Source organism: Streptomyces sp. NPDC006551, assembly GCF_040611675.1.
GTDB lineage: Bacteria > Actinomycetota > Actinomycetes > Streptomycetales > Streptomycetaceae > Streptomyces.
This window is the reverse complement of the sequence record NZ_JBEXOT010000032.1, coordinates 51,749-72,022: the sequence shown is the minus strand read 5'-3', so window position 1 is coordinate 72,022 and position 20,274 is coordinate 51,749. Positions and strand designations below refer to the sequence as shown.

Sequence of the window (20,274 nt, the reverse complement as noted above, 5' to 3'; positions counted from 1 at the left end):
ATGACCTGGGTGGCCGCGGTCGCGGGGTTGCGAGCCCGCCGGGAAACCGGCGTGCTCGTGACCGTCGCGACCGTGCGCGGCCACGCACCCCGCAAGGCCGGCGCCAAACTCGTCGTGGGACGGACCGAGACCTGGGGCTCGATCGGCGGCGGCAACATCGAGGCCGTCGCGATCGATCGGGCCCGCGAGCTGATCGGCACGCCCGATCCGGAGCCGGAACTGATGGAGTTCGCTCTCAACGACAAGGTCACCAGCCGGCACGGCGTGCAATGCTGCGGCGGAGCCGTCACCGTCCTGCTCGAACCGCTGCCGGTGGTCCCGGCGGTGGCGGTCTTCGGCGTCGGGCACGTCGGCCTCGAGCTGGCACGCGTCCTGGCCCGCCACGACCTCGATCTGCACCTGATCGACACCCGTCCCGACATGCTCACCGACGAACGGCTCGACGTGCTCGAGGACGCGGTGGCGCGGATCCACGTGCACCACACACCGCTGCTTCCGGAGGAGGTGCTCGCGGAGCTGGCGCCCGGCACCCACGTCCTGATCATGACCCATGATCACGCCGAGGACGCCGCGCTGTGCGACGCGGCCTTGCGCACCACCGGTCTGGGTTCGATCGGATTGATCGGCTCAGCCGCGAAATGGGCGCGCTTCCGCAAACGCCTGGCCACCGAGGGCGGCCACGACGACGCCACGATCGACCGGATCAACACCCCGGTCGGCATCGCCGGGATCACCGGCAAGGAACCCGCCGTGATCGCGGTGAGCGTCGCGGCGGACCTGCTCCGGTCCTTCGAGCAGGACCGCCGCTGAGCCGTGCCGGACGAGGTCGCCGCGGTCCGCGCACGCTCCCGTTCAGGAGCGGCGCGGCCCGGGGCTCCAGTCGCCGAGGTAGGTGGCCCTCGTCGCAGACCCCGCCTCGGCGGCGGTCAGCTGCGGCCGGTTCTCCGGGACGGTGATCTCGGCGCCGGGGCCGGTGTTGCGGTACTCGGCGAAGCGCTGAGCCTGCCACGGGTGGGCGTCCCGCATGTTCGCGTACGGTGCCACGGCGTCGATCCCGGGGCCGAGCACACTGTTTCGCACCACCAGGGACGGCCACGCCGTCGTGTCCGAGCTGGGCACCCAGGGCCGGGCCAGCTTGTAGTAGCCGTCCGGCGCCTCGCTCGTCACCCGGCAGCGGGACGCCAGGAAGCCGTACGGCTGCGCTCCCGCGGTCGACGGGGCGAAGACGAAGCCGTGCGGCGCGGACGCGAGGTCGGTGCGCAGCAGCGTACGGAAGTGACAGTGCTCGAAGACCGCGCGGGCACGGCCGAAGACGAAGTCGACGTCACCCTCGACTGAGCAGTGCGCGAAGTACTGGCGGGCGACGGAGCCCAGGGACATGGAGTCGGCGTAGAGCGTGTCCTGGTGGCCGAGGAACCGGCAGTGGAAGAAGGCGGACCGGTCGCCCTGCACCTTGAGCGCGACGGCCTGGGTGTCCTTGATCCCCGGGTGGTCGGCGCGCAGGAAGTCGTTGGCGAAGGTGATCCACCGCGCCGTGAAACCGTCCGCCTGGACGGTGGTGGTCGCCGAACCGCTGGTGCCGTACGTGCCGCCGCCGGGCTTGGGCGTGCCGCTGGCGTTGTCGTACACGACGACGACGTCACGGGGGTTCTCGCTCGCCCCGATCCAGGTCATCCCGGTGCGCGCCACGCTGACGGCGACGGTTTCGCGGTACGTCCCTGGGGCGATGACCAGCGTCCGGCCGGGGCCGCTCGCGGCGGTCACCGCGGCCTGGACGGTGGTGTGGTCGCCGAGGCCGTCGGGGTGGACGTACAGGGTGCGGTCGGTGAGCCGTGCGGCGGGTGAACCGAACCTGCCGAACGGGCCGCGCGACCCGGAGGCGGCCGCCGGGAAGGCGAGCGGGCCGACGGCGAGCGACGCGCCGGCGCCGGCGGTGAGCAGGGCACGGCGACTGAGCGGGGGCATGTCGCAGCTCCTTCGTGGGTGGGAGCGGGAGAGGGGAGAGGGAGGCGGGGGTGGTGTGCCGTCCCCGCCTCCGGTCCGGGAGGGTCAGCGCAGTCGGCCGGCCCCCGCGCGGTGGTCGACCAGAGCCGGCACGGCCCGCGGGGAGTCGACCCGGTCGCGGAGCACCGGCGTCCAGCCGGCGTCGGCGCGCAGGATCTCGCCGGGGAACTCCGCGTTGTGGACCGCGAGCAGGTCGACCGGCCTGCCGTTGACGTGGTTGCCCGCCGTCGTGACCGGGGCGTCCTTCCACTTCTTCAGGATCTTTCCGGCGCCGGTGCCCGCCGGAAGCGTGAACGCGTTCTTCTCCGCGACGAGCTGGGACTCCTGCCCGACGCCGAAGCTGTACGCGTACCCCGAAGCCGGCACCACGAAATGGTTGTTGTAGACGTCGACCTTGCCGAAGCGCACCCGCGGCGCACGCTCGACCACGTTCGTGAAGAGGTTGTGGTGCAGGGTGACACGCAGCTTGCCGCGGTCGGTCGCACCCGCGCTGTCGCTGTTGCCGATCATCAGCGTCTTGTCGTGGTCGGCGAAGACGTTCCAGGAGGCGGTGACCAGATCGGCGCCGCGCACGATGTCCAGTTCGCCGTCGTGCTGCTGGTAGAGCTCGCCGTAGTACCTCGGCAGCGAACTGTCCGGGTGCGCGCCGTCCGTGAACGTGTTGTGGTCGATCCAGACATGCGTGGAGCCGTACACGACCATGCTGTCGTACTCGGAGTTCCAGGCGCCGGTCGCACCGTCCGTCGGGTCCCACTGCGGGAAGCAGTCGAGCGGGCTCTCCAGCGTCAGGTTGCGGATCACGACGTTGTCGACGCCCTGGATCTGCAGGCTGCCACCGGTGATCCCGGCGTTCCCGCCGACGCCGATGATCGTGGTGTTGGCGGGGACGTACGCCTTGATGGCCTTGCCCTGCGCCGACGCGGAGGCCGCCCGCAGGTCCTCCTGCGGCCCGCTCACCTCCGTGTCGTGCCCCCAGACCGCCGGGTCGTAGTCCGCGAGGTACCGCTCGAAGTCGTAACCGGCGGCCTCGAAGGCCGAGCACCCCGCGGCGGTCGCGTTCAGCGTCCCCTTGACCTTGACGATCCTCGGCTCGGTGCCCGGGACGGCGAGCGCCGCCCGGAGCTCCTCCCAGGTGGTGACGGTGAAGACCCGGGAGGGGACCGCCGCTGCGCCGCCCGTCGTCCCCGTGCCCTCCGACGCCCAGCCGTCCCCCGCGGGCAGCGTCCGGCGGGCGGGATCGGGCGCGGCCCCGGCCGTGGCGGCCGGACCGGTGACGGTCAGGACCAGGGCGGTGGCGGTGGTGGCGCCCACCGCCCACAGGTGGGTGTGTCGCATGGGTCAGCTCTCCTCGGAATCGGGCCAGGTGATCCACTCCGCGGGGATCTCCGCGTCCAGGCGGCGCGTGTCGCCCGGCGTGAGGACACGCGTGTGGAGGAGTTCGCCGGCGACCAGCCGGGCCACGGCGATCGCGCCGGGCGGGTTGAAGTGGGTGTTGTCCTGCTCGTCCGGCGTCCAGTTGAAGTACGTCTTCGTCGTCTCCGGGCCGAGCTTCTGCCACAGCGCCAGCGACAGCTCCTGGACGTCGAGCAGCGGGACGTCGTCCTCCAGGGCCACTTCGCGCATCGCCGCCGGGTAGTCGCCCAGCGTCCGCAGCGCCGTGCCGGCCGCGTCGAATCTGCGCCGTTCGACGGAGGTGGCGAGCACCGGAAGCGCGCCGCGCTCCCGCGCGCCCCGGACGTAACGGCGCAGATTGTCCTGGTAGGAGCCCCAGGGCTCGGTGTACCGGGTGGGATCGGTGACCTTCTGGTCGTTGTGGCCGAACTGGACGATCAGGACGTCGCCGGGCCGGATCGCCGCCAGGATCGTGGTCAGCCGGCCCTCGTCGATGAAGCTCTTCGTGCTGCGGCCGTTGATCGCGTGGTTGGCGACCGTGACGTCCTTGTGGAGGAAGAAGGGGAGTGCCATGCCCCACCCCGTCTCGGGCGCCGCGTCGGCGTACTTCTGGGCGGCGGTGGAGTCCCCGGCGATGTACAGCGTGCGCATACGGTGGTGTCCTCGGGAAAGGGCCGCGGCGGGCGCCGCGGCCAGGGCGAGCGCGAGGCCCGCCCCGGCCGCGACCACCTGACGGCGGCTCGCTGCGGGCGTCACTTGTTCTGCGACTTCCACTCGGCCTGCGCCGTGTTCAGCTGCTCGGCCAGGTCGTCGAGGAACTGCTTGGCCGTCGCCTTGCCGAGCAGGACCTTCTGGAAGGCGGGCTCGTTGTCGGCCTTGGAGATGGTGTTCCAGTCCGGCAGGTAGTACGGCAGCTGCACGATGGTCGCCTTGCCGCTGAAGAGCACATCGGCGGCCAGCTTCGTCGGCTCGGCCTTCTGGATCCAGGCGTCCTTGGCCGCCTCGGTGTTGGCGGGGATCGCACCCGCCGACTCGTTCCACTTGCTGTTGGAGGCGTGCGAGGCGGCGAACTCGATGAACTTCCACGCCGCGGCCTTGTTCTTGCTCGACGAGAACAGTCCGAGGCCGTCGACCGGGTTGGAGACCTGGACCCGGATCCCGTCGTCCGTCGTCGGGTTCGGGATGCCCCGGAACTTCTCCGTGCCGAGTGCCTTCACATGGTCCTTGTACGACCCCAGGTTGTGGTTGAGCATGCCGATCTCGCCGCTGTCCCACTGGGCGACCATCTTGGTGAAGTCGTTGTTGACGTCGGCCGCCGGCGTGTTCTTCTTGAACAGCCCCACGTACTTCTCCAGCGCGGCCACGTTCTTCGGGTCGTTGACCGTGGTCCTGTCGCCGTTCCAGAAGCTCGTGATACCGCTCTGGCCGTACATGGCGTCCAGCGCCTGGGCGATGGAGCCCGAGCCGCCGCGGATGGTGTAGCCGAACTTGTTGCTGCCCTTGTCCGTCAGCCTGTCGGCCGCCGCGTAGAACTTCGACCAGGTGGTGGGCTCCTCGAGACCGGCCGCCCGGAAGAGGTCGGTGCGGTAGTAGAGGACACCGTTGCTGGCGGAGGTCGGGACGGTGAACAGCTTGCCCTGGCCGCCCGCGGACTTCACGCTCTCGACCATGCCGGTGTTCAGCCTGCCCTTGAGCGAGCTGCCCTCGATCCGGGTGTCGAGCGGCTCCAGGGCGTTCTGGGCGGCGATCCCGGCGAGCATCGCCGCTCCCACACCGCCGACGTCCGGCAGGCCGCCGCCCTGGATGGCCGTGTCGTACTTGGACTGCACCTCGGTGGAGGCGATCCCGACGTAGTTGACCTTGATGTCGGGGTGCTGCTTCTCGAAGTCCTTGATGATCTCCTTCCAGACGTCGGTGCGGACACCGCCGTTGTTGTCCCAGAAGGTGATCTCTCCCTTGCCCGAGCCCTCGTCACCCTTGTCGCCGGCCGCGCCGGAGCCGTCGTCTCCACAGGCGGTGGCGGTCAGGGCGAGCACGGTGGTCAGCGCGAGGGCACAGACGGCTCTGCGCCGCCCGCCACGGAAGATGGTCATCGTCGGCTCTCTTCTCTCGGGGTCGAACGGGGTCGAACGGATCTTTCGGGTCTTTCGGAGGGCGTTCGTGGGGGAGTTCAGGGGGTGACGCGGAACGAGGTGAACACGGCCGTCCCGGCCGGCCCCGTCCCCGTCGGTGCGGCGGCGAACAGGCCGAGCAGTGCTCCGACCCACCGCCAGGGCGTGGCGGCGAAGACCTCGCCGACCGGCGTGAAGCCGTCGCCCGTGTCGTACGAGAACCGGCAGCGCGCGTCCCGCGTGAGCGCGATCCGCAGCCGGGCCCGGCCCTCGGGCGCGGGCCGGGAGTGCGCGGCGTCCCGCTCCCGGTCGGCGCTCACGGGGGCGAACCGGTGCACCAGCCGGACCGTGCCGTCCGCGTCGCGCCGCAGCCCGATCCAGCTGTACGCGTCGCCGAGCACCACGAGCCCCGCCCGGGCCCCCGGCACCTCGCTGTCGAGCCGCAGCTCGACCTCGACCGTGCCGGCCCGGCCCGGAAGCCGCTGGGTGAGCAGCTGGGGCAGCGCCCGCAGGTCGTCGATCCGCTCGGTGCGACCGCAGTTCAGCCACAGACCGTCGCCGGAGTGCTGGGTGGTCCAGCCCTCCCCGGGGTTGGCGGTCCACTGCCACTGGCGGCCGAAGCGCCCGCCGGGGAAGGTGTCGTCGGTGGCCGGAGCGGACGGCCGCTGCTCGGGCAGGTCCGGCTTGGCGTGCACGGTGACGGGGGTGCCCGCGTCACCGAACACCGGCCACCCGTCGTCGCCCCAGCCCATCGGCTGGAGATGGACCAGACGCCCGTGAGCGCCGCGCTGCTGGAAGTGGAGGAACCAGTCCTCGCCGTTCTGGGTACGCACCCAGCCGCCCTGGTGCGGGCCGTTGACGTCCGTGTCGCCCTGCTGCAGGACGACCCGCTCCTCGTACGGGCCGAAGAAGGACCGGGACCGGAAGGCGCCCTGCCAGCCGGTGGCGACGCCACCGGCCGGGGCGAGGATCCAGAACCAGCCGTCGTGGCGGTACAGCTTCGGCCCCTCCAGGGTGAACCACCCCGGGACGCGGTCGGCGTCGACGATCGTGGTCCCCTCGTCGAGGACCTTGCCGCCGTCGGGGCTCATCCGGTGCCCGGTGAGCCGGTTGTTGACGCCCGCGCGGGACTTGGCCCAGGCGTGCACGAGATACGCCTCGCCCGTCTCCTCGTCCCACAGCGGGCAGGGGTCGATGAGCCCCCGGCCCGCCTTCACCAGGTGCGGGACGCTCCACGGGCCGCGCACGGACGGGGAGTTGACCTGCCAGATGCCGTGGTCGGGGTCGCCCCAGAAGATCCAGAACCGGCCGTTGTGATGGCGCAGCGAGGGCGCCCAGACGCCGCCGTCGTGCCGCGGTGAGGCATAGGCCGCCTCCGGCAGCAGCCGGTCCAGGGCGTGGCCGACGATCGTCCAGTTCACCAGGTCGCGGGAGTGCAGCAGCGGTAGCCCCGGAGCGCGGCCGAAGCTGGAGGCGGTGAGGTAGTAGTCCTCGCCGACCCGCAGGACGTCGGGGTCGGACCAGTCGGCGGCCAGGACGGGATTGCGGTACGTCCCGTTCCCCAGGTCCCCGGTGGGCTCGCCCGGCCCCCCGGGGATCGCGCGGCGGCTCATGCGGCGACCGCCTTGCGCACCAGCGCCGCGGCCTCGACCCGGTCCAGGCGACCGTCGGCGACGACGGTGACCACCCGTCGTACGACGGTCCCTCCGGCCTCGACGGGCAGCCTCCGGTCATGGGCCAGGGTGGAGCCGACCCCCGGATACTCGGCGGCGCGGACGAACCACGGGTCGCGCCGCGTCGGATCGGTGGCGCCGGCGAACACCAGCGTCCAGCCCTCGCCGGCCAGCGCGACCCAGTCCGCCCGGGCGCCGTGCACCCCCTCCTCGCCGTCCGCGTCCGCGCCGAAGACGGCCGGAGCGGTCCGCTCCTTGGGGGCGCGCCAGAAGAACCCGCCGTAGGCCGCGCCCGGACGCCCGTTGGTGGCCGGACTTCCGATGGACAGATCCTCCCCCGAGACGTTGGTGAGCGAGAACGTGAAGTCCAGCGCCCAGGCCGCGTCCGTCAGCGCCGCCACCGCCACGGTCCGGTGCTCCCGCAGGAGCACCCGGTCCGCCGCCGTCCAGCTCAGCTCCTCGACGAAGCCGTCCGGGTCGCGCAGTTTGAAGCCGTCGTGCCGCTGCTCGCCGTGGTTGTCGAGGTCGGTCGGCCCCTGGTCGCGTACGAACGTGCGCCCGCCCCAGAAGTTGTGGCCCGCCACATCGGGAACGGCCACGCCCACACCGAGGTGATGCGGATGGTCCTCGGGCAGCAGCTCGGTGACCCGGACCCCGGCCAGCGTGGTGACGGGGTGGAGATACGGCCGGGGTGAGTGGTCGCGCGCCAGCTCCGGCCGGGTGAGGTACCGGGCCACCGGGCGGCCGGCGCAGCGCAGCACGATCGCGGGGTTCATCGGATCTCCGCCTTGGTCGGGAGCGCCCAGGGGGCGTCGAGTTCGGAGTAGAGGCTGAGGGTGTCGGCGCTGCGGTCGACGAGCCCGTCGATACCGGCGACGACCCGGCGCGGCGCGCTCTCGCCGGCCTCGGCGTGCCAGTACGTCTCCGGCAGCGGCACCGGGTCGGGCGCCAGCCGGATCGCCTCCACGACCCGCATGAAGGCGCCGGTCTCCTCGGGCGGTACGCACAGGGGTTCGCCGCCGGTCACGTGCGCGACCAGGTTCTCCAGGAGGTCGGTGCGGCCGTGGACGGTCTCCTCCGGGCCGTGGCCGCCGCGCTGGAGCAGCACCCGGTCCTGCTTGTACCAGAGGGTGATACGGCCCCGGGTTCCGTGGACGACCACGTACGGCTCCGACGACGTCTCGGCGCACAGCGTCGCCGCCACGGTCACCTGCGTGCCCCGGGTCGTCACCACCCGGACGCAGGAGGTGTCGTCGGACTCGATCGCATGGGCGCGCAGGAGTTCCGACTCGATGTACTCGACGTCCTCCGCCCGGGCGCTCCCGGCCAGCGAGAGCGCCGTGGCGACGGCGTGCGCCAGCGGGTTGGTGAGCGCCCCGTCGACGACGTCGACGCCGTCGAGCCGCCGGCGCCCCGACCACGGCGCGCGCCGGAAATACGCCTCGTCACGGACCCAGGCCCCGGCCGCGCCGACACCCAGGAGCTCGCCGATCGCGCCCTCCTCGACCAGACGGCGGATCGCGGGCACGGCGTGCGAACCGAGCGACTGGAAGCCGATCTGGCAGGCGACGCCGGCCGCCGCCACCCCGTCCGCCATCCGGCGGAACTCCGCGTACGACGGAGCCGGCGGCTTCTCCAGAAGGACGTGCGCCCCGTGGCGCGCGGCGGCCAGGGCCAGGTCGGTGTGCGTCTGGATCGGCGTGCAGATCACCGCGATCCGCGCCCCCGTGGAGGCGAGGAGCGCCTCGAAGTCCGAGGACTGTTCCGGCGTACCGATCCCCTCCAGCTCCGCCGCGTCGAGCGGTCGCAGCTCGCAGACACCGGCGAGGCGGACCAGGCCGAGACGTTCCAGCCGGTGGATGTTGAGCAGATGCCAGCGGCCGTGGCCGCGCGCACCCGCCAGGACCACGGGCAGGGGGGTGTGGGCCGCGCTCATCCCTTCACCGCCCCGGAACTGAAGCCGGTGACCAGCCACTTCTGGATGAAGGCGAAGACGACCACCACGGGCACGGCCGCGATGACACCGCCCGCGGCGAGCGCGCCGAGGTCGACGCTGTCCGCACCCATCAGCGTGTTGAGGCCGACGGGGATCGTCTGCTTCTCCTGGCTGCTGAGGAACATCAGGGCGAAGAGGAAGTGGTTCCAGGAGTGGACGAAGGCGAAGGAGCCGACGGCGACCAGACCGGGACGCAGCAGCGGCAGCACGACGATCCGGAACGCGGCGAACCGGCTGCAGCCGTCCACCCAGGCGGCCTCCTCCAGGGAGTACGGCACGTTTCGGATGAAGCCGCTGATGAGGATCATGGAGAGCGGGAGCTGGAAGACCGTCTCCGCGATGATGACGCTGCCCAGCGAGTTGATCATGCTGAGACCGGCGAAGATCTGGAACAGCGGGACGAGCAGCAGCGCGCCCGGCACGAACTGCGAGCACAGGAGGGCCAGCATGAAGCCCTTCTTGAACCGGAAGTCGAAGCGGGCCAGGGCGTAACCGCCGGCCAGGGCGACCACGGTGGTCATCACCAGGGTCGCCAGGCCGATGAGCAGGCTGTTCTGGAAGAAGGTGGCGAAGCTGCGCTCGGTCCACACCTTCTCGAAGTGCTCGGTGGTCATCGGCCAGGGCAGGAGCGAGGTCGAGCCGGCCGGGCGCACGGCGAAGAGCAGGATCCAGTAGAAGGGGATCAGGGTGAACAGGAGGTAGATGCCGAGCGGGAGGTAGATCTGCCACCGCGGGGCCTCGTCCCAGGCGCGGCGTCGCCGGCGGGCGGCGGGAACGGGCGGCGGGGGCGGCGGCGGGCCGCCGGGCGCGGCGGTGTCGGGCACGGACGGTGCGGTCAGGGTGTGTTCCTGGGCTATCACTTGCTCTCGCCTCCGAACTTGCTCAGGCGCAGATAGACCATCGAGCAGAAGAGAAGGATCACGAACGCCACCGTGGTGAGCGCGGAGGCGTAACCGAAGTTGTGGGCGTCGACGCTGGTGTTGGCGATGTACAGCGGAAGGGTGGTCGTCTCGCCCGCCGGGCCGCCGCCGGTCAGCGTGTACAGCAGGTCCACGTTGTTGAACTCCCACACCGCGCGCAGCAGGGTGGAGAGGATGATCGCGTCCTTGAGGTGCGGCAGGGTGATGTGGAGGAACTGCCGCAGCCGGCCCGCTCCGTCCACCTCGGCCGCCTCGTAGAGGTCCTTGGGGATCGACTGGAGATCGGCCAGGATGAGGATCGCGAAGAACGGCACTCCGCGCCACAGGTCGGCGATGACGACCGCGGGGAAGACCGTGGCCGTGTCGGACAGCCAGGACGTGCCGTACTCGCCGACCCCCATGTCCGCGAGGTAACGGGTGATCCCCGTCTGGGAGTTGTAGAGCAGCACCCAGATGGCGGAGGTCAGGACGCCGGAGACGGCCCACGGTGAGAAGACCAGGGCGCGGCCGAGCGCGCGGCCGACGAAGGTCTGGTTGACGATCAGCGCGAGCGCGAGGCCGAACAGCAGCTGCAGTGTCACCTCGACGGCGACCCACTTCAGGCTGAAGCTGAGCGTCCCCCAGAAGTGCGGGTCGTCCGTGAAGATGCGCGTGAAGTTGTCGAAGCCGGCGAAGCCGTTACGCCACGGCTTGGTCGGGTTGTAGTGCTGAAGGCTGTAGTAGAAGACGCTGATGACCGGATAGGCGATGAAGCCCAGCAGCAGCAGTCCGGCGGGGGCGATGAGCAGGTAGGGCAGTCGGCGGGGCGCCGCGCCGGTGCGGCGACGGCTGGGTGCCTTGGGTGCCTTGGGCGGCTGGGTCACGGCTGTGGCCATGACGGCGGCTCCGTTCTCGGGCGCGAAGCGCTTCGCGGACGGTGTTCGACATCACGAACAAGAGGAACTGGGGGTCGGGCGGCGCGGAGGTGGGTGATCCGCGTGTGGTGCTCGGGCGTTGACCGCGGCCGGATCAGCCCGCGTACGGGTCCGGCGTCGTTCCCGGCCTCGCCAGGAACTCGAAGTCGCAACCCGTGTCGGCCTGGGTGATCTGCTCGCTGTACAGCGCTCCGTAGCCCCGTTCGTAGCGGACCGGCGGCGGTGTCCACTCCTCCCTCCGGCGCGCCAACTCCTCCTCGGACACATGCAGATGAAGGGAGCGGGCCTCGACGTCGAGGGTGATCGTGTCCCCCGTGCGGACCAGGGCCAGCGGCCCGCCGACGTACGACTCGGGAGCGACGTGCAGGACGCAGGTGCCGTAACTCGTGCCGCTCATCCGTGCGTCGGAGATCCGGACCATGTCCCGAACACCCTGCTCCAGGAGATGCCGGGGGATCGGCAGCATCCCGTACTCCGGCATCCCCGGCCCTCCCTTGGGGCCCGCGTTCCGCAGCACCAGCACATGGTCCGCCGTGATCCCGAGCGCGGGGTCGTCGATGGTGCGCTGCATGGTGCGGTAGTCGTCGAAGACCACCGCGGGACCGGTGTGCTTCAACAGGTGCGGCTCGGCGGCGATGTGCTTGATCACCGCGCCGTCCGGGCAGAGGTTGCCCCGCAGCACCGCCACGCCACCCTCGGCCGCGAGCGGCCGTTCGCGCGGCCGGATCACCTCGTCGTCGTGCACCAGCGCCCCGGCCAGCTGCGCGCGCAGCGTGGCGTGGGAGACCGTCGGCCGGTCGAGGTGCAGCAGATCGGTCAGGCGCGAGAGGAAACCGGGAAGACCGCCCGCGAAGTGGAAGTCCTCCATCAGGTACTGCCCGCCGGGGCGGAGATCGGCCAGCACGGGAACGGTCCGGGCGATGCGGTCGAAGTCGTCCAAGGTCAGCCGCACCCCCGAGCGGCCGGCCATGGCGATCAGATGGATCACGGCGTTCGTCGAGCCGCCGAGCGCGAGGACGGCGGCGACCGCGTCCTCGTACGCCTCGCGGGTCAGGATCCGTGACAGTCGCAGGTCCTGTCGTACGAGCTCGACGATCCGCATCCCGGAGGCCGCGGCCATCCGGTCGTGACCCGAGTCGACCGCCGGGATCGACGACGCGCCCGGCACCGTCACCCCCAGAGTCTCGGCGGCCGCGGTGAGCGTGGAGGCCGTCCCCATCGTCATGCAGTGGCCCGGCGACCGGGCGAGACCGTTCTCCAGCTCGGCCATCTCGCAGTCACCGATCAGACCCGCCCGTTTGTCGTCCCAGTACTTCCACATGTCCGTACCCGAACCAAGGGTCTCGCCCCGCCAGTGTCCCGGCAGCATCGGCCCGGCGGGCACGAAGACCGTCGGCAGATCCACCGAGGCGGCGCCCATCAGCAGCGCCGGGGTCGACTTGTCACAGCCGCCGAGCAGCACCGCCCCGTCGACCGGGTAGGAGCGCAGCAGCTCCTCGGTCTCCATCGCGAGCAGATTGCGGTAGAGCATGGGGGTCGGCTTCTGGAACGTCTCCGAGAGGGTGGAGACCGGGAACTCCAGCGGAAATCCACCCGCCTGCCACACACCGCGCTTCACGGCCTGCGCGCGGTCGCGCAGATGGACGTGGCAGGGGTTGATGTCGGACCAGGTGTTGAGGATCGCGACGACCGGCTTGCCGAGGTGCTCTTCGGGGAGGTAGCCGAGCTGGCGCGTACGGGCGCGGTGACTGAAGGAGCGCAGACCGTCCGTGCCGTACCACTGGTGGCTGCGCAGCTCCTCGGGGCGCCGGTTCACACCGGCCACCCGGCGGCTATCGCGGCGACCTCGGCACGCGCGGACTCGGGCAGCTCTCGGCTCGGCGGCCGGATGTCGCGGCGGCACAGCCCGAGCGAGGCGAGAGCCTCCTTCACGACCGTGACGTTGTCGGCGCTGCCGTTGGCGGCACGCAGCTCCTCGAACCGGCGGATCTGCTCCCACACCTTCATCGCGGCGGGGTAGTCGCCCGCCCGCAGGGAGTTCAGCATCTCCAGCGAGACGGTGGGGGAGACGTTGACGAGCCCAGAGGTGAAGCCCGTGGCGCCGCTCGCGAAGTAGGAGGGGGCGTAGGGCTCGGCGAGCCCCGCCACCCACACGAAGCGGTCGAGCCCGGCGTCCCGCGCGAAGCCGGCGAACCTGGCCGCGTCCGGGACGGCGTACTTCACGCCGATCACGTTGGGGCAGGCGTCGGCCAGCTCGGCGAGCCTGGCGCCGCTCAGCAGGGGGTTGCGGATATAGGGGACGATGCCGAGCCCGGGCACCGTCTCGGCGATGGCCCGGTGGTAGTCGACCCAGCCGGCCTCGGAGACGTACGGATGTACCGGCTGATGCACCATCAGCATCTGCGCGCCGGCGTCGCGGGCGTGCCGGGCGGCCTCGACCGCCGTGGGCACGTCGTGGCCGACACCGACCAGGACCGTGGCCCGGTCACCGGCCTCCTCGATGGTCAACTCGGTGACCAGACGCCGCTCTTCGGGCGTCAGGGCGTAGAACTCGCCGGTGTTGCCGTTCGGGGTGAGGGTGCGCACGCCCCCGTCGAGGAGTCGGCGCAGCAGCACGCGGTGCGCGTCGGTGTCGAGGTCACCCTGTGCGGTGAAAGGGGTGACGGGGATGGCCACGACATCGGCGAGCGCCGCCTTCAGGGGCTCGAACGTCAGGGTGTCGAACGTCATGGTCACTCGCTGTCCTGGGGGAAGGCGCGCTCGACGAAGGAGGCGATGTGGTCGTGTACGGCCCGGCCCGCCCCGGCGATGTCGCCGGCGGCGGCCAGACGCAGGATCTCCTCGTGCTCGGCGGCCTCGCGTTCCCAGGAGGGCACGGCGGCCCAGGCGACGGTGGAGACCAGGGCGGCCTGGTCGCGGACCTCGTCGAGCATCCGGCCGAGCAGCGGATTGCCGCAGGGCAGGTAGAGCGCACGGTGGAAGTCCCGGTTGGCCAGGGAGCGTTCGGCGGGGTCCTGGGCGGTGGCGGCACGGTGCAGCGCGTCCTGGGCCGCGTCGAGCGGAGCGCGCGTGGCGACCGTACGGCGCACCGCCTCCGGTTCGAGGAGCAGCCGTACGTCGTAGACCTCGCGGGCCATGTCGGCGTCGACCATCCGGACGGTGGCCCCCTTGTACTGGCTCATCACCACGAGACCGCTGCCGGCGAGCGTCTTGAGCGCCTCGCGCACCGGGGTCTTCGACACCCCGAAGCGGGCGGCGAGTTCGGTCTCCACCAGGGCCTGGCCGGGTCTGAGGCCGCCGGTCAGGATGTCGTGTTTGATCGCCTCCAGTACGAACTGGGTGCGGGACGGGATCGGGCTGGGGGCGAAGGCCATGACGCACTCTCAGATCTCATGTATCGCGTCTCATATATGACGTACGAAGTGCAATGCGATGAAGCTAGGGGGGCGTTCATGTTTCGTCAATGCTTCGCGCAGGACTTTTAGAAAGCGCTTGCTGCGACGGCTGCGCGGGTGTCCCGGAGCGGTTGCCGCGCAGCTGTTGCCGACCGGGGGGAAATGTCACGGCCGGGCCTGGTCACGGGATTTGTTTTCTGTCATAACTTATAGGGCATCGCGCGCGACCCGCTCGTCGAGGAGCCGGAGTGACGGAGTGATCCACGGAACATGGGAGCGGGGGGCCGCCCGGCGCTGGGAGGACGCCTTCCTCTCCGGCAACGGCAGACACGGTGCCATGGTCTTCGGCGACCCGGACGACGACCGGGTGGTCATCACGCACCACACGCTCGTCCGGCCGAACGGCGACCCCCGGGACGCACGGCCGCCGGAGCTCGCCGCCGCACTGGCCGACGTCCGGGACCGGCTGCTCGCCGGGGACCGGACGGCGGCCGAAGGGCTCACGGACGGACGCCCCTTGCGCTGGGTGCGGCCCTTCCATCCCGCCTTCCAGACACGGCTGACGCGCGTGCCGGACGGACGTGCCGCCCCCGATGTCCGCCGGAGCGTCGACTTCACCACGGGGGTCGTTCGCACCGAGCGGGGCCGCCGACGCGGCCAGGTCGTCGTCTCGCGCGCCGACGACGTCGTCGCCCAGTACGTGACCCACCCCGGCCAGGTGGTCGAGTTCGGTCTCGACCACCGGCTCCCCGGCGTCCCCGCCGACCTGGGGATCGGCCGTGTCGCGACCCTGACCGAGCACGACACCGTGCTCGCTCTGCGGGCCCGCTACCCCGGAAGCGCGCGCGGATACACGGGAGTCGTCCTGCTCCTCACGTCGGGCGGTCGTGTCTCCATCACCGCGTCAGGCGTACGGATCGAGGGCGCCCGGGACCTCCTGACCCTCACCCGTGTACGCCGTCACGCCGGCGAACTCGACCTCACCCGGGAGGCCGAGGCCCTGCGCACCCTGCTCCGGCAGCACGCGGACGGCGACGGCGCGGAGGGCGACGGTGCTGAGGGCGACGGCGCGGACGGCGCGGACGGCGACGTGGGCGTCGGTGGAGTCCCGGCCCCTGCCCCGGCCCCTGCCCCGGCCCTGGCCCCGGCCCTCGACCCCGGCGGCGCCTGGGCCCGGCTGCTCGCCCGCCACACCGACCTGCACACCCCCGCCTACCAGCGCGTCAGCCTCGACCTGCGAGCCGACCCGGCCGAGCGTGCCCTCCCCGGTTCGGAACTGCTGCGCCGGCCGAGCAGCCCCGCGCTCCTGGAACGCCTCTTCGCCGCGGGCCGCTATCACCTGCTGTCCTCCTCCGGCATGCTCCCGCCACGCCTGACCGGCCTGTGGTCCGGTGACTGGGCCACCGCCTGGTCCGGCGCGTTCACCACCAACGCCAACCTCAATCTGCAGACGGCCTCGGCGGTCGCCGCCGACCTCCCCGAGGCCACGGAAGCCCAGAAGGCACTGGTCGACGGGCAGTTGGCGGACTGGCGCGACAACGCCCGCGCCATCTTCGGCGCCCGTGGCATCGTGGCGCCCTCCCACACCGACGGCGAGAGCGGACACTCGTACCACTTCAGCCGTGAGTACCCCCTCCATCTGTGGACGGCCGGTGCCGACTGGCTTCTCAAGCCGCTCCTCGACGAAGAGGAGGCCGCCGGAGCGAGACGGCCGTGGCTGACCCGCGTCCTCACCGAAGTGGCCGACTTCTACCAGGACTTCCTGACCCGCACGGGCCCGGACGGCCACCTCGTCGTCGTCCCCTCCTACTCGCCCGAGAACCGCCCCGCGAACGCGAGCTGGGGCGCGGTCAACGCCACGATGGACATCACCGCCGCCCGGCACGCCCTCCTCGCCGCCGCCGCCCGGGTCCCCGACCCCCGGGCGGCACGCCTGCGCGCCCTCGCGGAGCGTCTGCCGCCCTACCGCGTCAACGACGACGGGGCGCTCGCCGAATGGGCCTGGCCCGGGCTCGACGACCGTTACGACCACCGGCACCTGAGCCACCTCTACGCCGTCTGGCCGCTGGAGGAGATCAATCCGTACGACACCCCGGCTCTCGCCCGCGCCGCGGCGCGCGCCCTCGAACTGCGCGGGAGTGAGAACGAATCGGCCCACGGGCACCTCCACCACGGCCTGATCGCCGCCCGGTTGCGGGACGCCGCGCGTGTGCAGGGGTCCCTCGGCAGAGTGCTCTCGGGCGACTACTTCCACGACTCGCTGATGAGCGCCCACTACCCGGGCCGTGACGTCTACAACGCGGACGCCGCCCACGCGCTGCCCGCGCTGCTGATCGAGGCCCTGGTGCAGTCGACGCCCGAGCGCCTCGTCCTGCTCCCCGCGCCTCCCGCCGCCTGCCCGGCCGGGCGGCTGACCGGCGTCAGGACCCGGTTCGGTGCGCGGGTCGACCTGACCTGGGCCCCGGGGACGTACACGGCGGTCGTCCATCCCACGCGGACGGTGCGCGTCGAGCTGCGGACCCCCGAGGGAGCCTCCGACCCGCTCGACCTCCGCGCGGGCCGGAAGCGTGTCCTCAGCGCCTGAGCCGGGGTGCGGGGCCGGAGCTGTCACGTGCCGTCAGTACGGGCGTGAGGAGCTCGACCCCGTCGTCACCGGCGCCGTCCAACTGGGCGACCAGACGTTCCACGGCCCGCCGCCCCAGCTCCTGCGCGGGAATCGCCACGGAGGTGAGGCGGACGGACGCCTGGGCCGCGAGCTGTTCGGGGCAGACCGCGACCACCGACACGTCCTCGGGCACGGCCCGGCCGGTCCGGCGGAGCAGCGTGAGCAGCGACTCGACGGCGGACTCGTTCTGGACCACGAAGCCGGTGGTGCCGGGACGTTCGTCGAAGATGCGGGCGAGGGTGCCGGCGAGGGTGTCGTAACCCCCTTCGCACGGCCGGTGGAGCAGGTCGAGTCCGCGGGCGGCGGCGCCGGCGCGCAGCCCCTGCAGAGTCCGCTCGGCGAAGCCCGTGTGCCGGGCGTAGACGCCGGGGGACTCACCGATGACGGCGACCTGGCGGTGCCCCAGGTCCGCCAGATGGTCCACGCACAGCGCACCGGCCGCCGCGAAGTCCAGATCGACGCAGCTCAGCCCCGACGGGTCGGCCGGCAGTCCGAGGAGCACCGAGGGCCGGCCGCTCGTCCGCAGCAGGGGGAGGCGCTCGTCGTCGAGCTGGACGTCCATCAGGATCGTCGCCTCGGCGAGTCCGCTGCCCATCACCCGACGCATGGCGGACGGGCCCTCCTCGCCGGTCAGCAGGAGCACGTCGTACCCGTGTGTCCGCGCGGTGGTGGCGACGGCGACCGCGATCTCCATCATCACGGGGACGTACATGTCGGTCCGCAGCGGCACCATGAGGGCGATGACGCGGGACCGGCTGCTGGCCAGCGCGCGGGCACCGGCGTGGGGCTGGTAGCCCAGCCGCTCGATGCTGTCGAGGACCCGCTGCCGGGTCGCGGCCGAGATGGACCGCTTGCCGCTCAGGACGTAGCTCACGGTGCTGGCGGAGACTCCGGCGTGCCGGGCGACCTCGGCAAGGGTGACCATCCGCACTCCCGGCAGCCTGTGAAAGGGGGTGAATCGCTTCGACGACTACTGCTGTGATCCCCTGCACAGCAGACCAGTGAGACGGTAACCCGGCGGTTACGGCGTGTCCAGAGGCTCAGATCCTGAGGTCGAAGCGCTTCGATGGGGTAGCGAAACCGATGGGTGGGCGGCAAGTAGCCAAACGGCTGGGGGAGAGCTGAGTCAGCGCGTTCGGTGCGGAGCCCAGCCGTCGGAACCGGCCAGATAGGCGGCGACGGTGTGCGCGGCCGCTTCGGAATCACTCATCTGCGGCCGGTCGGGGGTGACCACGGCTCCCGGCCCGGTGTTGCGGTACTCGGCGAAACGGGCGTCCCTCCAGGAGAAGCCGCTCATGTCCGTCCACGGCGACGTCTTGATCGCGGCGGGCAGTTCCGTCTCGCGGATCAGCACCTGCCCGACGGCGTTCGGTTCGCCTCCCGGGTGCCAGGGGCGGCCGAGGTGGAAGGAGCCGGCGGGCGCGTCGCTGACGATCTTCGAGCCGGTGATCAGAAACCCGTACGGGTTGCCGTTCCACGTCGAAGCGGCGGTGATGTAACCGTTGTTGGTGGCCGACCCACGGCTCAGCGCCTTGATGAGGGAGCGTTCCACGACGGCGGTGGCGCGTCCGTAGAGGAAGTCGACATCGCCCTCGAGGAAGGAGTCCCTGATGTAGACGCGACTGCGCACGGTCAGCTGGGGGGTGTCGACCATCAGCGTGTCCTGGTTTCCCAGGAACGCGGTGTTCTCGAAGAGCAGCCTGTCGCCGGTGGTCTTCACCGCGAGAGCCTGCTCGCCGTTGATCTCGACGGCGGCCTCGTCGAAGTCGTTGGCGAAGGTGAGGTTACGGGCGCTGAAGTCGTCGCCCTCGATCACGACGGTGGCGCTGCCCCAGGAGCCCTGGGTGCCGCCGCCCGGCTTGGGCTCGCCGGCGGGGGTGTCGAAGACGACGACCGTGTCCGAGCGTGTCCGCCCGGTACCGACGAAGGACACGTGGTCACGGTCACGGCCCACCCGTACCTTCTCGCGGTACGTTCCCGGCGCGAGACGTACGGTGATCCGTCCGTCGTTGCCCGTCGGCACCGCGTCGACCGCCGCTTGGACGGTCGGGTACGTGCCGGGCACGTCGAGCACGGTGTTCACACCGAGGGTCTTCTGCGGTCCGGAGAACTTCCGTACCAGCGCGGGCACGGCGGCGGCCGGATCGAGACGGTAGGGGTAGAAGTCCCGGGGCTCGAAGGCGGCCCCCCACGTGTCGTGGCGGCCCCGGGTGTTCTTCAGGATGGAGCCGCGCTGGACCAGTTCGGCCGTGGCGTCGGCCTGGTAGGGGTGCTGGACGTTCTCGTAGTAGCCGTTCTCGATGACCATCCGGGTCCTGCCGCGGGAGTAGTTCCCGTACGACCAGACGGGGTCGCCGTCGTCCACCAGCGCCGACAGGTAGTTGTTGTAGAGGTGGGCGTAGGCGCAGTTGTCGGCGGACGGGTTGCGCTGCTTGGTGCCGGAGAACCAGTTGTGATCGATGGTGACCTGCGTCGTGAGGTTGCCGGTCCAGCCGATGCCGAACGCCTTGTTGTGGTTCTCGAAGCGGTTGTACGAGACGGTGATGTACTGGCTGTCCTTGCGCAGATCGATCAGGCCGTCGCCCATGTGGGTGAGGCGGTTGTGGTCGATCCAGACGTGGTCGACGCCGTCCATCTGGATCGCGTCGAAGTCGTTCGTCTTGCCGTCCCAGTCGCCCTCCACGTAGGAGTCGCGGATGGTGAGGTTGCGGATGATGACGTTGCTGGTGCCGGGCGCGAGATGCAGTTCGCCGTGGACGATCTCACCCGTCGCGCCGACCCCGATGATCGTCTTGTTCGAGGTCACGTCGATGTCGGAGCCGAACGGATCGACGGAGACGGCTCCCTCGACCCGGATGACATATGGCTCGGGGGCGCTCGCGTACCGCTTCAGCGACGCCTGGTCGGTGACGGTGACGACCTTTCCGCCGGCACCGCCCGTCGTCCCTCCGGCGAGAGACGCGAAGCCGTGGGCGGTGTCGGCCCACGGCGTGGCGGCGGCCGTGCCGGCTTCCTCGGTGGCGGTGGCTCCGGCGGCGGTGGCCGTGGTGTCCCTGGCGGTGGTGGCCGAGGCGTCCCCGGTGCCGGCCTCTTCGGCGGTGGCCGGGGTCGCGGCCGTGAGGCCGCCGATCAGGAGGCTCGCGGCCACCAGGGCCCGGACGCCGCGGCGGCGGCGGTTTCTGACGTACAGCATCACAGTGCTCT

16 protein-coding genes are annotated in these 20,274 nt (G+C 71.4%); 2 read left to right on the top strand and 14 right to left on the bottom strand.

Going from position 1 to position 20,274, the window contains the following annotated elements:
* Positions 1-810 carry a xanthine dehydrogenase accessory protein XdhC gene (gene xdhC / locus ABZY12_RS24920; RefSeq protein ID WP_356893961.1) on the top strand — a complete coding sequence of 270 codons (810 nt, stop codon included), beginning with the start codon at positions 1-3 and terminating at the stop codon, positions 808-810.
* A 42-nt stretch (positions 811-852) separates the two neighbouring features.
* On the opposite strand, the gene ABZY12_RS24915 is transcribed toward xdhC, so the two are convergent.
* The 12 genes from ABZY12_RS24915 to ABZY12_RS24860 all read right to left on the bottom strand — a co-directional run bounded on the left by ABZY12_RS24915 (position 853) and on the right by ABZY12_RS24860 (position 14,384).
* Positions 853-1,965, bottom strand: a complete 1,113-nt coding sequence (locus ABZY12_RS24915; protein WP_356893935.1) for a pectinesterase family protein — start codon at positions 1,963-1,965, stop codon at positions 853-855.
* An 84-nt stretch (positions 1,966-2,049) separates the two neighbouring features.
* Positions 2,050-3,339 (bottom strand): polysaccharide lyase family 1 protein, encoded by a 1,290-nt coding sequence (locus tag ABZY12_RS24910; protein WP_356893933.1) that lies wholly within the window; start codon positions 3,337-3,339, stop codon positions 2,050-2,052.
* Between the two features lie 3 nt (positions 3,340-3,342).
* Positions 3,343-4,047 (bottom strand): rhamnogalacturonan acetylesterase, encoded by a 705-nt coding sequence (locus ABZY12_RS24905; protein WP_356893931.1) that lies wholly within the window; start codon positions 4,045-4,047, stop codon positions 3,343-3,345.
* Between the two features lie 101 nt (positions 4,048-4,148).
* A complete protein-coding gene (locus ABZY12_RS24900; RefSeq protein ID WP_356893929.1) occupies positions 4,149-5,489 on the bottom strand; it encodes a sugar ABC transporter substrate-binding protein in 1,341 nt (446 codons plus the stop codon).
* Positions 5,490-5,566: 77 nt separating this feature from the next.
* Positions 5,567-7,120, bottom strand: coding sequence for a family 43 glycosylhydrolase (locus tag ABZY12_RS24895; protein WP_356893927.1), 1,554 nt, complete (start codon positions 7,118-7,120; stop codon positions 5,567-5,569).
* Positions 7,117-7,956 (bottom strand): PmoA family protein, encoded by an 840-nt coding sequence (locus tag ABZY12_RS24890; RefSeq protein ID WP_356893925.1) that lies wholly within the window; start codon positions 7,954-7,956, stop codon positions 7,117-7,119. The genes ABZY12_RS24895 and ABZY12_RS24890 overlap by 4 nt, the downstream gene beginning before the upstream one ends.
* On the bottom strand, positions 7,953-9,116 hold the full coding sequence (locus ABZY12_RS24885; RefSeq protein WP_356893923.1) for a Gfo/Idh/MocA family oxidoreductase: 1,164 nt from the start codon (positions 9,114-9,116) through the stop codon (positions 7,953-7,955). Before ABZY12_RS24885 ends, ABZY12_RS24890 begins: the two co-directional genes overlap by 4 nt.
* Positions 9,113-10,000 (bottom strand): carbohydrate ABC transporter permease, encoded by an 888-nt coding sequence (locus ABZY12_RS24880; RefSeq protein ID WP_356893959.1) that lies wholly within the window; start codon positions 9,998-10,000, stop codon positions 9,113-9,115. Before ABZY12_RS24880 ends, ABZY12_RS24885 begins: the two co-directional genes overlap by 4 nt.
* Positions 10,001-10,032: 32 nt before the next feature.
* On the bottom strand, positions 10,033-10,971 hold the full coding sequence (locus ABZY12_RS24875) for a sugar ABC transporter permease (protein ID WP_356893921.1): 939 nt from the start codon (positions 10,969-10,971) through the stop codon (positions 10,033-10,035).
* 133 nt (positions 10,972-11,104) lie between these two features.
* Positions 11,105-12,826: an L-arabinonate dehydratase gene (gene araD / locus ABZY12_RS24870; RefSeq protein ID WP_356893919.1), complete on the bottom strand. Its 1,722-nt coding sequence runs from the start codon at positions 12,824-12,826 to the stop codon at positions 11,105-11,107.
* Positions 12,823-13,740 (bottom strand): dihydrodipicolinate synthase family protein, encoded by a 918-nt coding sequence (locus tag ABZY12_RS24865; protein WP_356893916.1) that lies wholly within the window; start codon positions 13,738-13,740, stop codon positions 12,823-12,825. Before ABZY12_RS24865 ends, araD begins: the two co-directional genes overlap by 4 nt.
* Positions 13,741-13,742: 2 nt before the next feature.
* Positions 13,743-14,384 carry a GntR family transcriptional regulator gene (locus tag ABZY12_RS24860; protein WP_356893914.1) on the bottom strand — a complete coding sequence of 214 codons (642 nt, stop codon included), beginning with the start codon at positions 14,382-14,384 and terminating at the stop codon, positions 13,743-13,745.
* Positions 14,385-14,661: 277 nt separating this feature from the next.
* Here ABZY12_RS24860 and ABZY12_RS24855 point away from each other — a divergent pair, with 277 nt between their 5' ends.
* Entirely contained in the window at positions 14,662-16,989 is a 2,328-nt protein-coding gene (locus ABZY12_RS24855; RefSeq protein WP_356893912.1) for a glycoside hydrolase N-terminal domain-containing protein, read from the top strand.
* Here ABZY12_RS24855 and ABZY12_RS24850 read toward each other — a convergent pair.
* Positions 16,979-17,995, bottom strand: coding sequence for a LacI family DNA-binding transcriptional regulator (locus ABZY12_RS24850; protein ID WP_356893910.1), 1,017 nt, complete (start codon positions 17,993-17,995; stop codon positions 16,979-16,981). The genes ABZY12_RS24855 and ABZY12_RS24850 overlap by 11 nt on opposite strands.
* 201 nt (positions 17,996-18,196) lie before the next feature.
* Entirely contained in the window at positions 18,197-20,263 is a 2,067-nt protein-coding gene (locus ABZY12_RS24845) for a pectinesterase family protein (protein ID WP_356893908.1), read from the bottom strand.
* Between the last annotated feature and the right edge of the window lie 11 nt (positions 20,264-20,274).

Coding starts and splice junctions, on each gene's coding strand:
- xdhC (WP_356893961.1), top strand. CDS start 1: ATGACCTGGGTGGCCGCGGTCGCGGGGTTGCGAGCCCGCCGGGAAACC.
- ABZY12_RS24915 (WP_356893935.1), bottom strand. CDS start 1,965: ATGCCCCCGCTCAGTCGCCGTGCCCTGCTCACCGCCGGCGCCGGCGCG.
- ABZY12_RS24910 (WP_356893933.1), bottom strand. CDS start 3,339: ATGCGACACACCCACCTGTGGGCGGTGGGCGCCACCACCGCCACCGCC.
- ABZY12_RS24905 (WP_356893931.1), bottom strand. CDS start 4,047: ATGCGCACGCTGTACATCGCCGGGGACTCCACCGCCGCCCAGAAGTAC.
- ABZY12_RS24900 (WP_356893929.1), bottom strand. CDS start 5,489: ATGACCATCTTCCGTGGCGGGCGGCGCAGAGCCGTCTGTGCCCTCGCG.
- ABZY12_RS24895 (WP_356893927.1), bottom strand. CDS start 7,120: ATGAGCCGCCGCGCGATCCCCGGGGGGCCGGGCGAGCCCACCGGGGAC.
- ABZY12_RS24890 (WP_356893925.1), bottom strand. CDS start 7,956: ATGAACCCCGCGATCGTGCTGCGCTGCGCCGGCCGCCCGGTGGCCCGG.
- ABZY12_RS24885 (WP_356893923.1), bottom strand. CDS start 9,116: ATGAGCGCGGCCCACACCCCCCTGCCCGTGGTCCTGGCGGGTGCGCGC.
- ABZY12_RS24875 (WP_356893921.1), bottom strand. CDS start 10,971: ATGGCCACAGCCGTGACCCAGCCGCCCAAGGCACCCAAGGCACCCAGC.
- ABZY12_RS24865 (WP_356893916.1), bottom strand. CDS start 13,740: ATGACGTTCGACACCCTGACGTTCGAGCCCCTGAAGGCGGCGCTCGCC.
- ABZY12_RS24860 (WP_356893914.1), bottom strand. CDS start 14,384: ATGGCCTTCGCCCCCAGCCCGATCCCGTCCCGCACCCAGTTCGTACTG.
- ABZY12_RS24850 (WP_356893910.1), bottom strand. CDS start 17,995: ATGGTCACCCTTGCCGAGGTCGCCCGGCACGCCGGAGTCTCCGCCAGC.
- ABZY12_RS24845 (WP_356893908.1), bottom strand. CDS start 20,263: ATGCTGTACGTCAGAAACCGCCGCCGCCGCGGCGTCCGGGCCCTGGTG.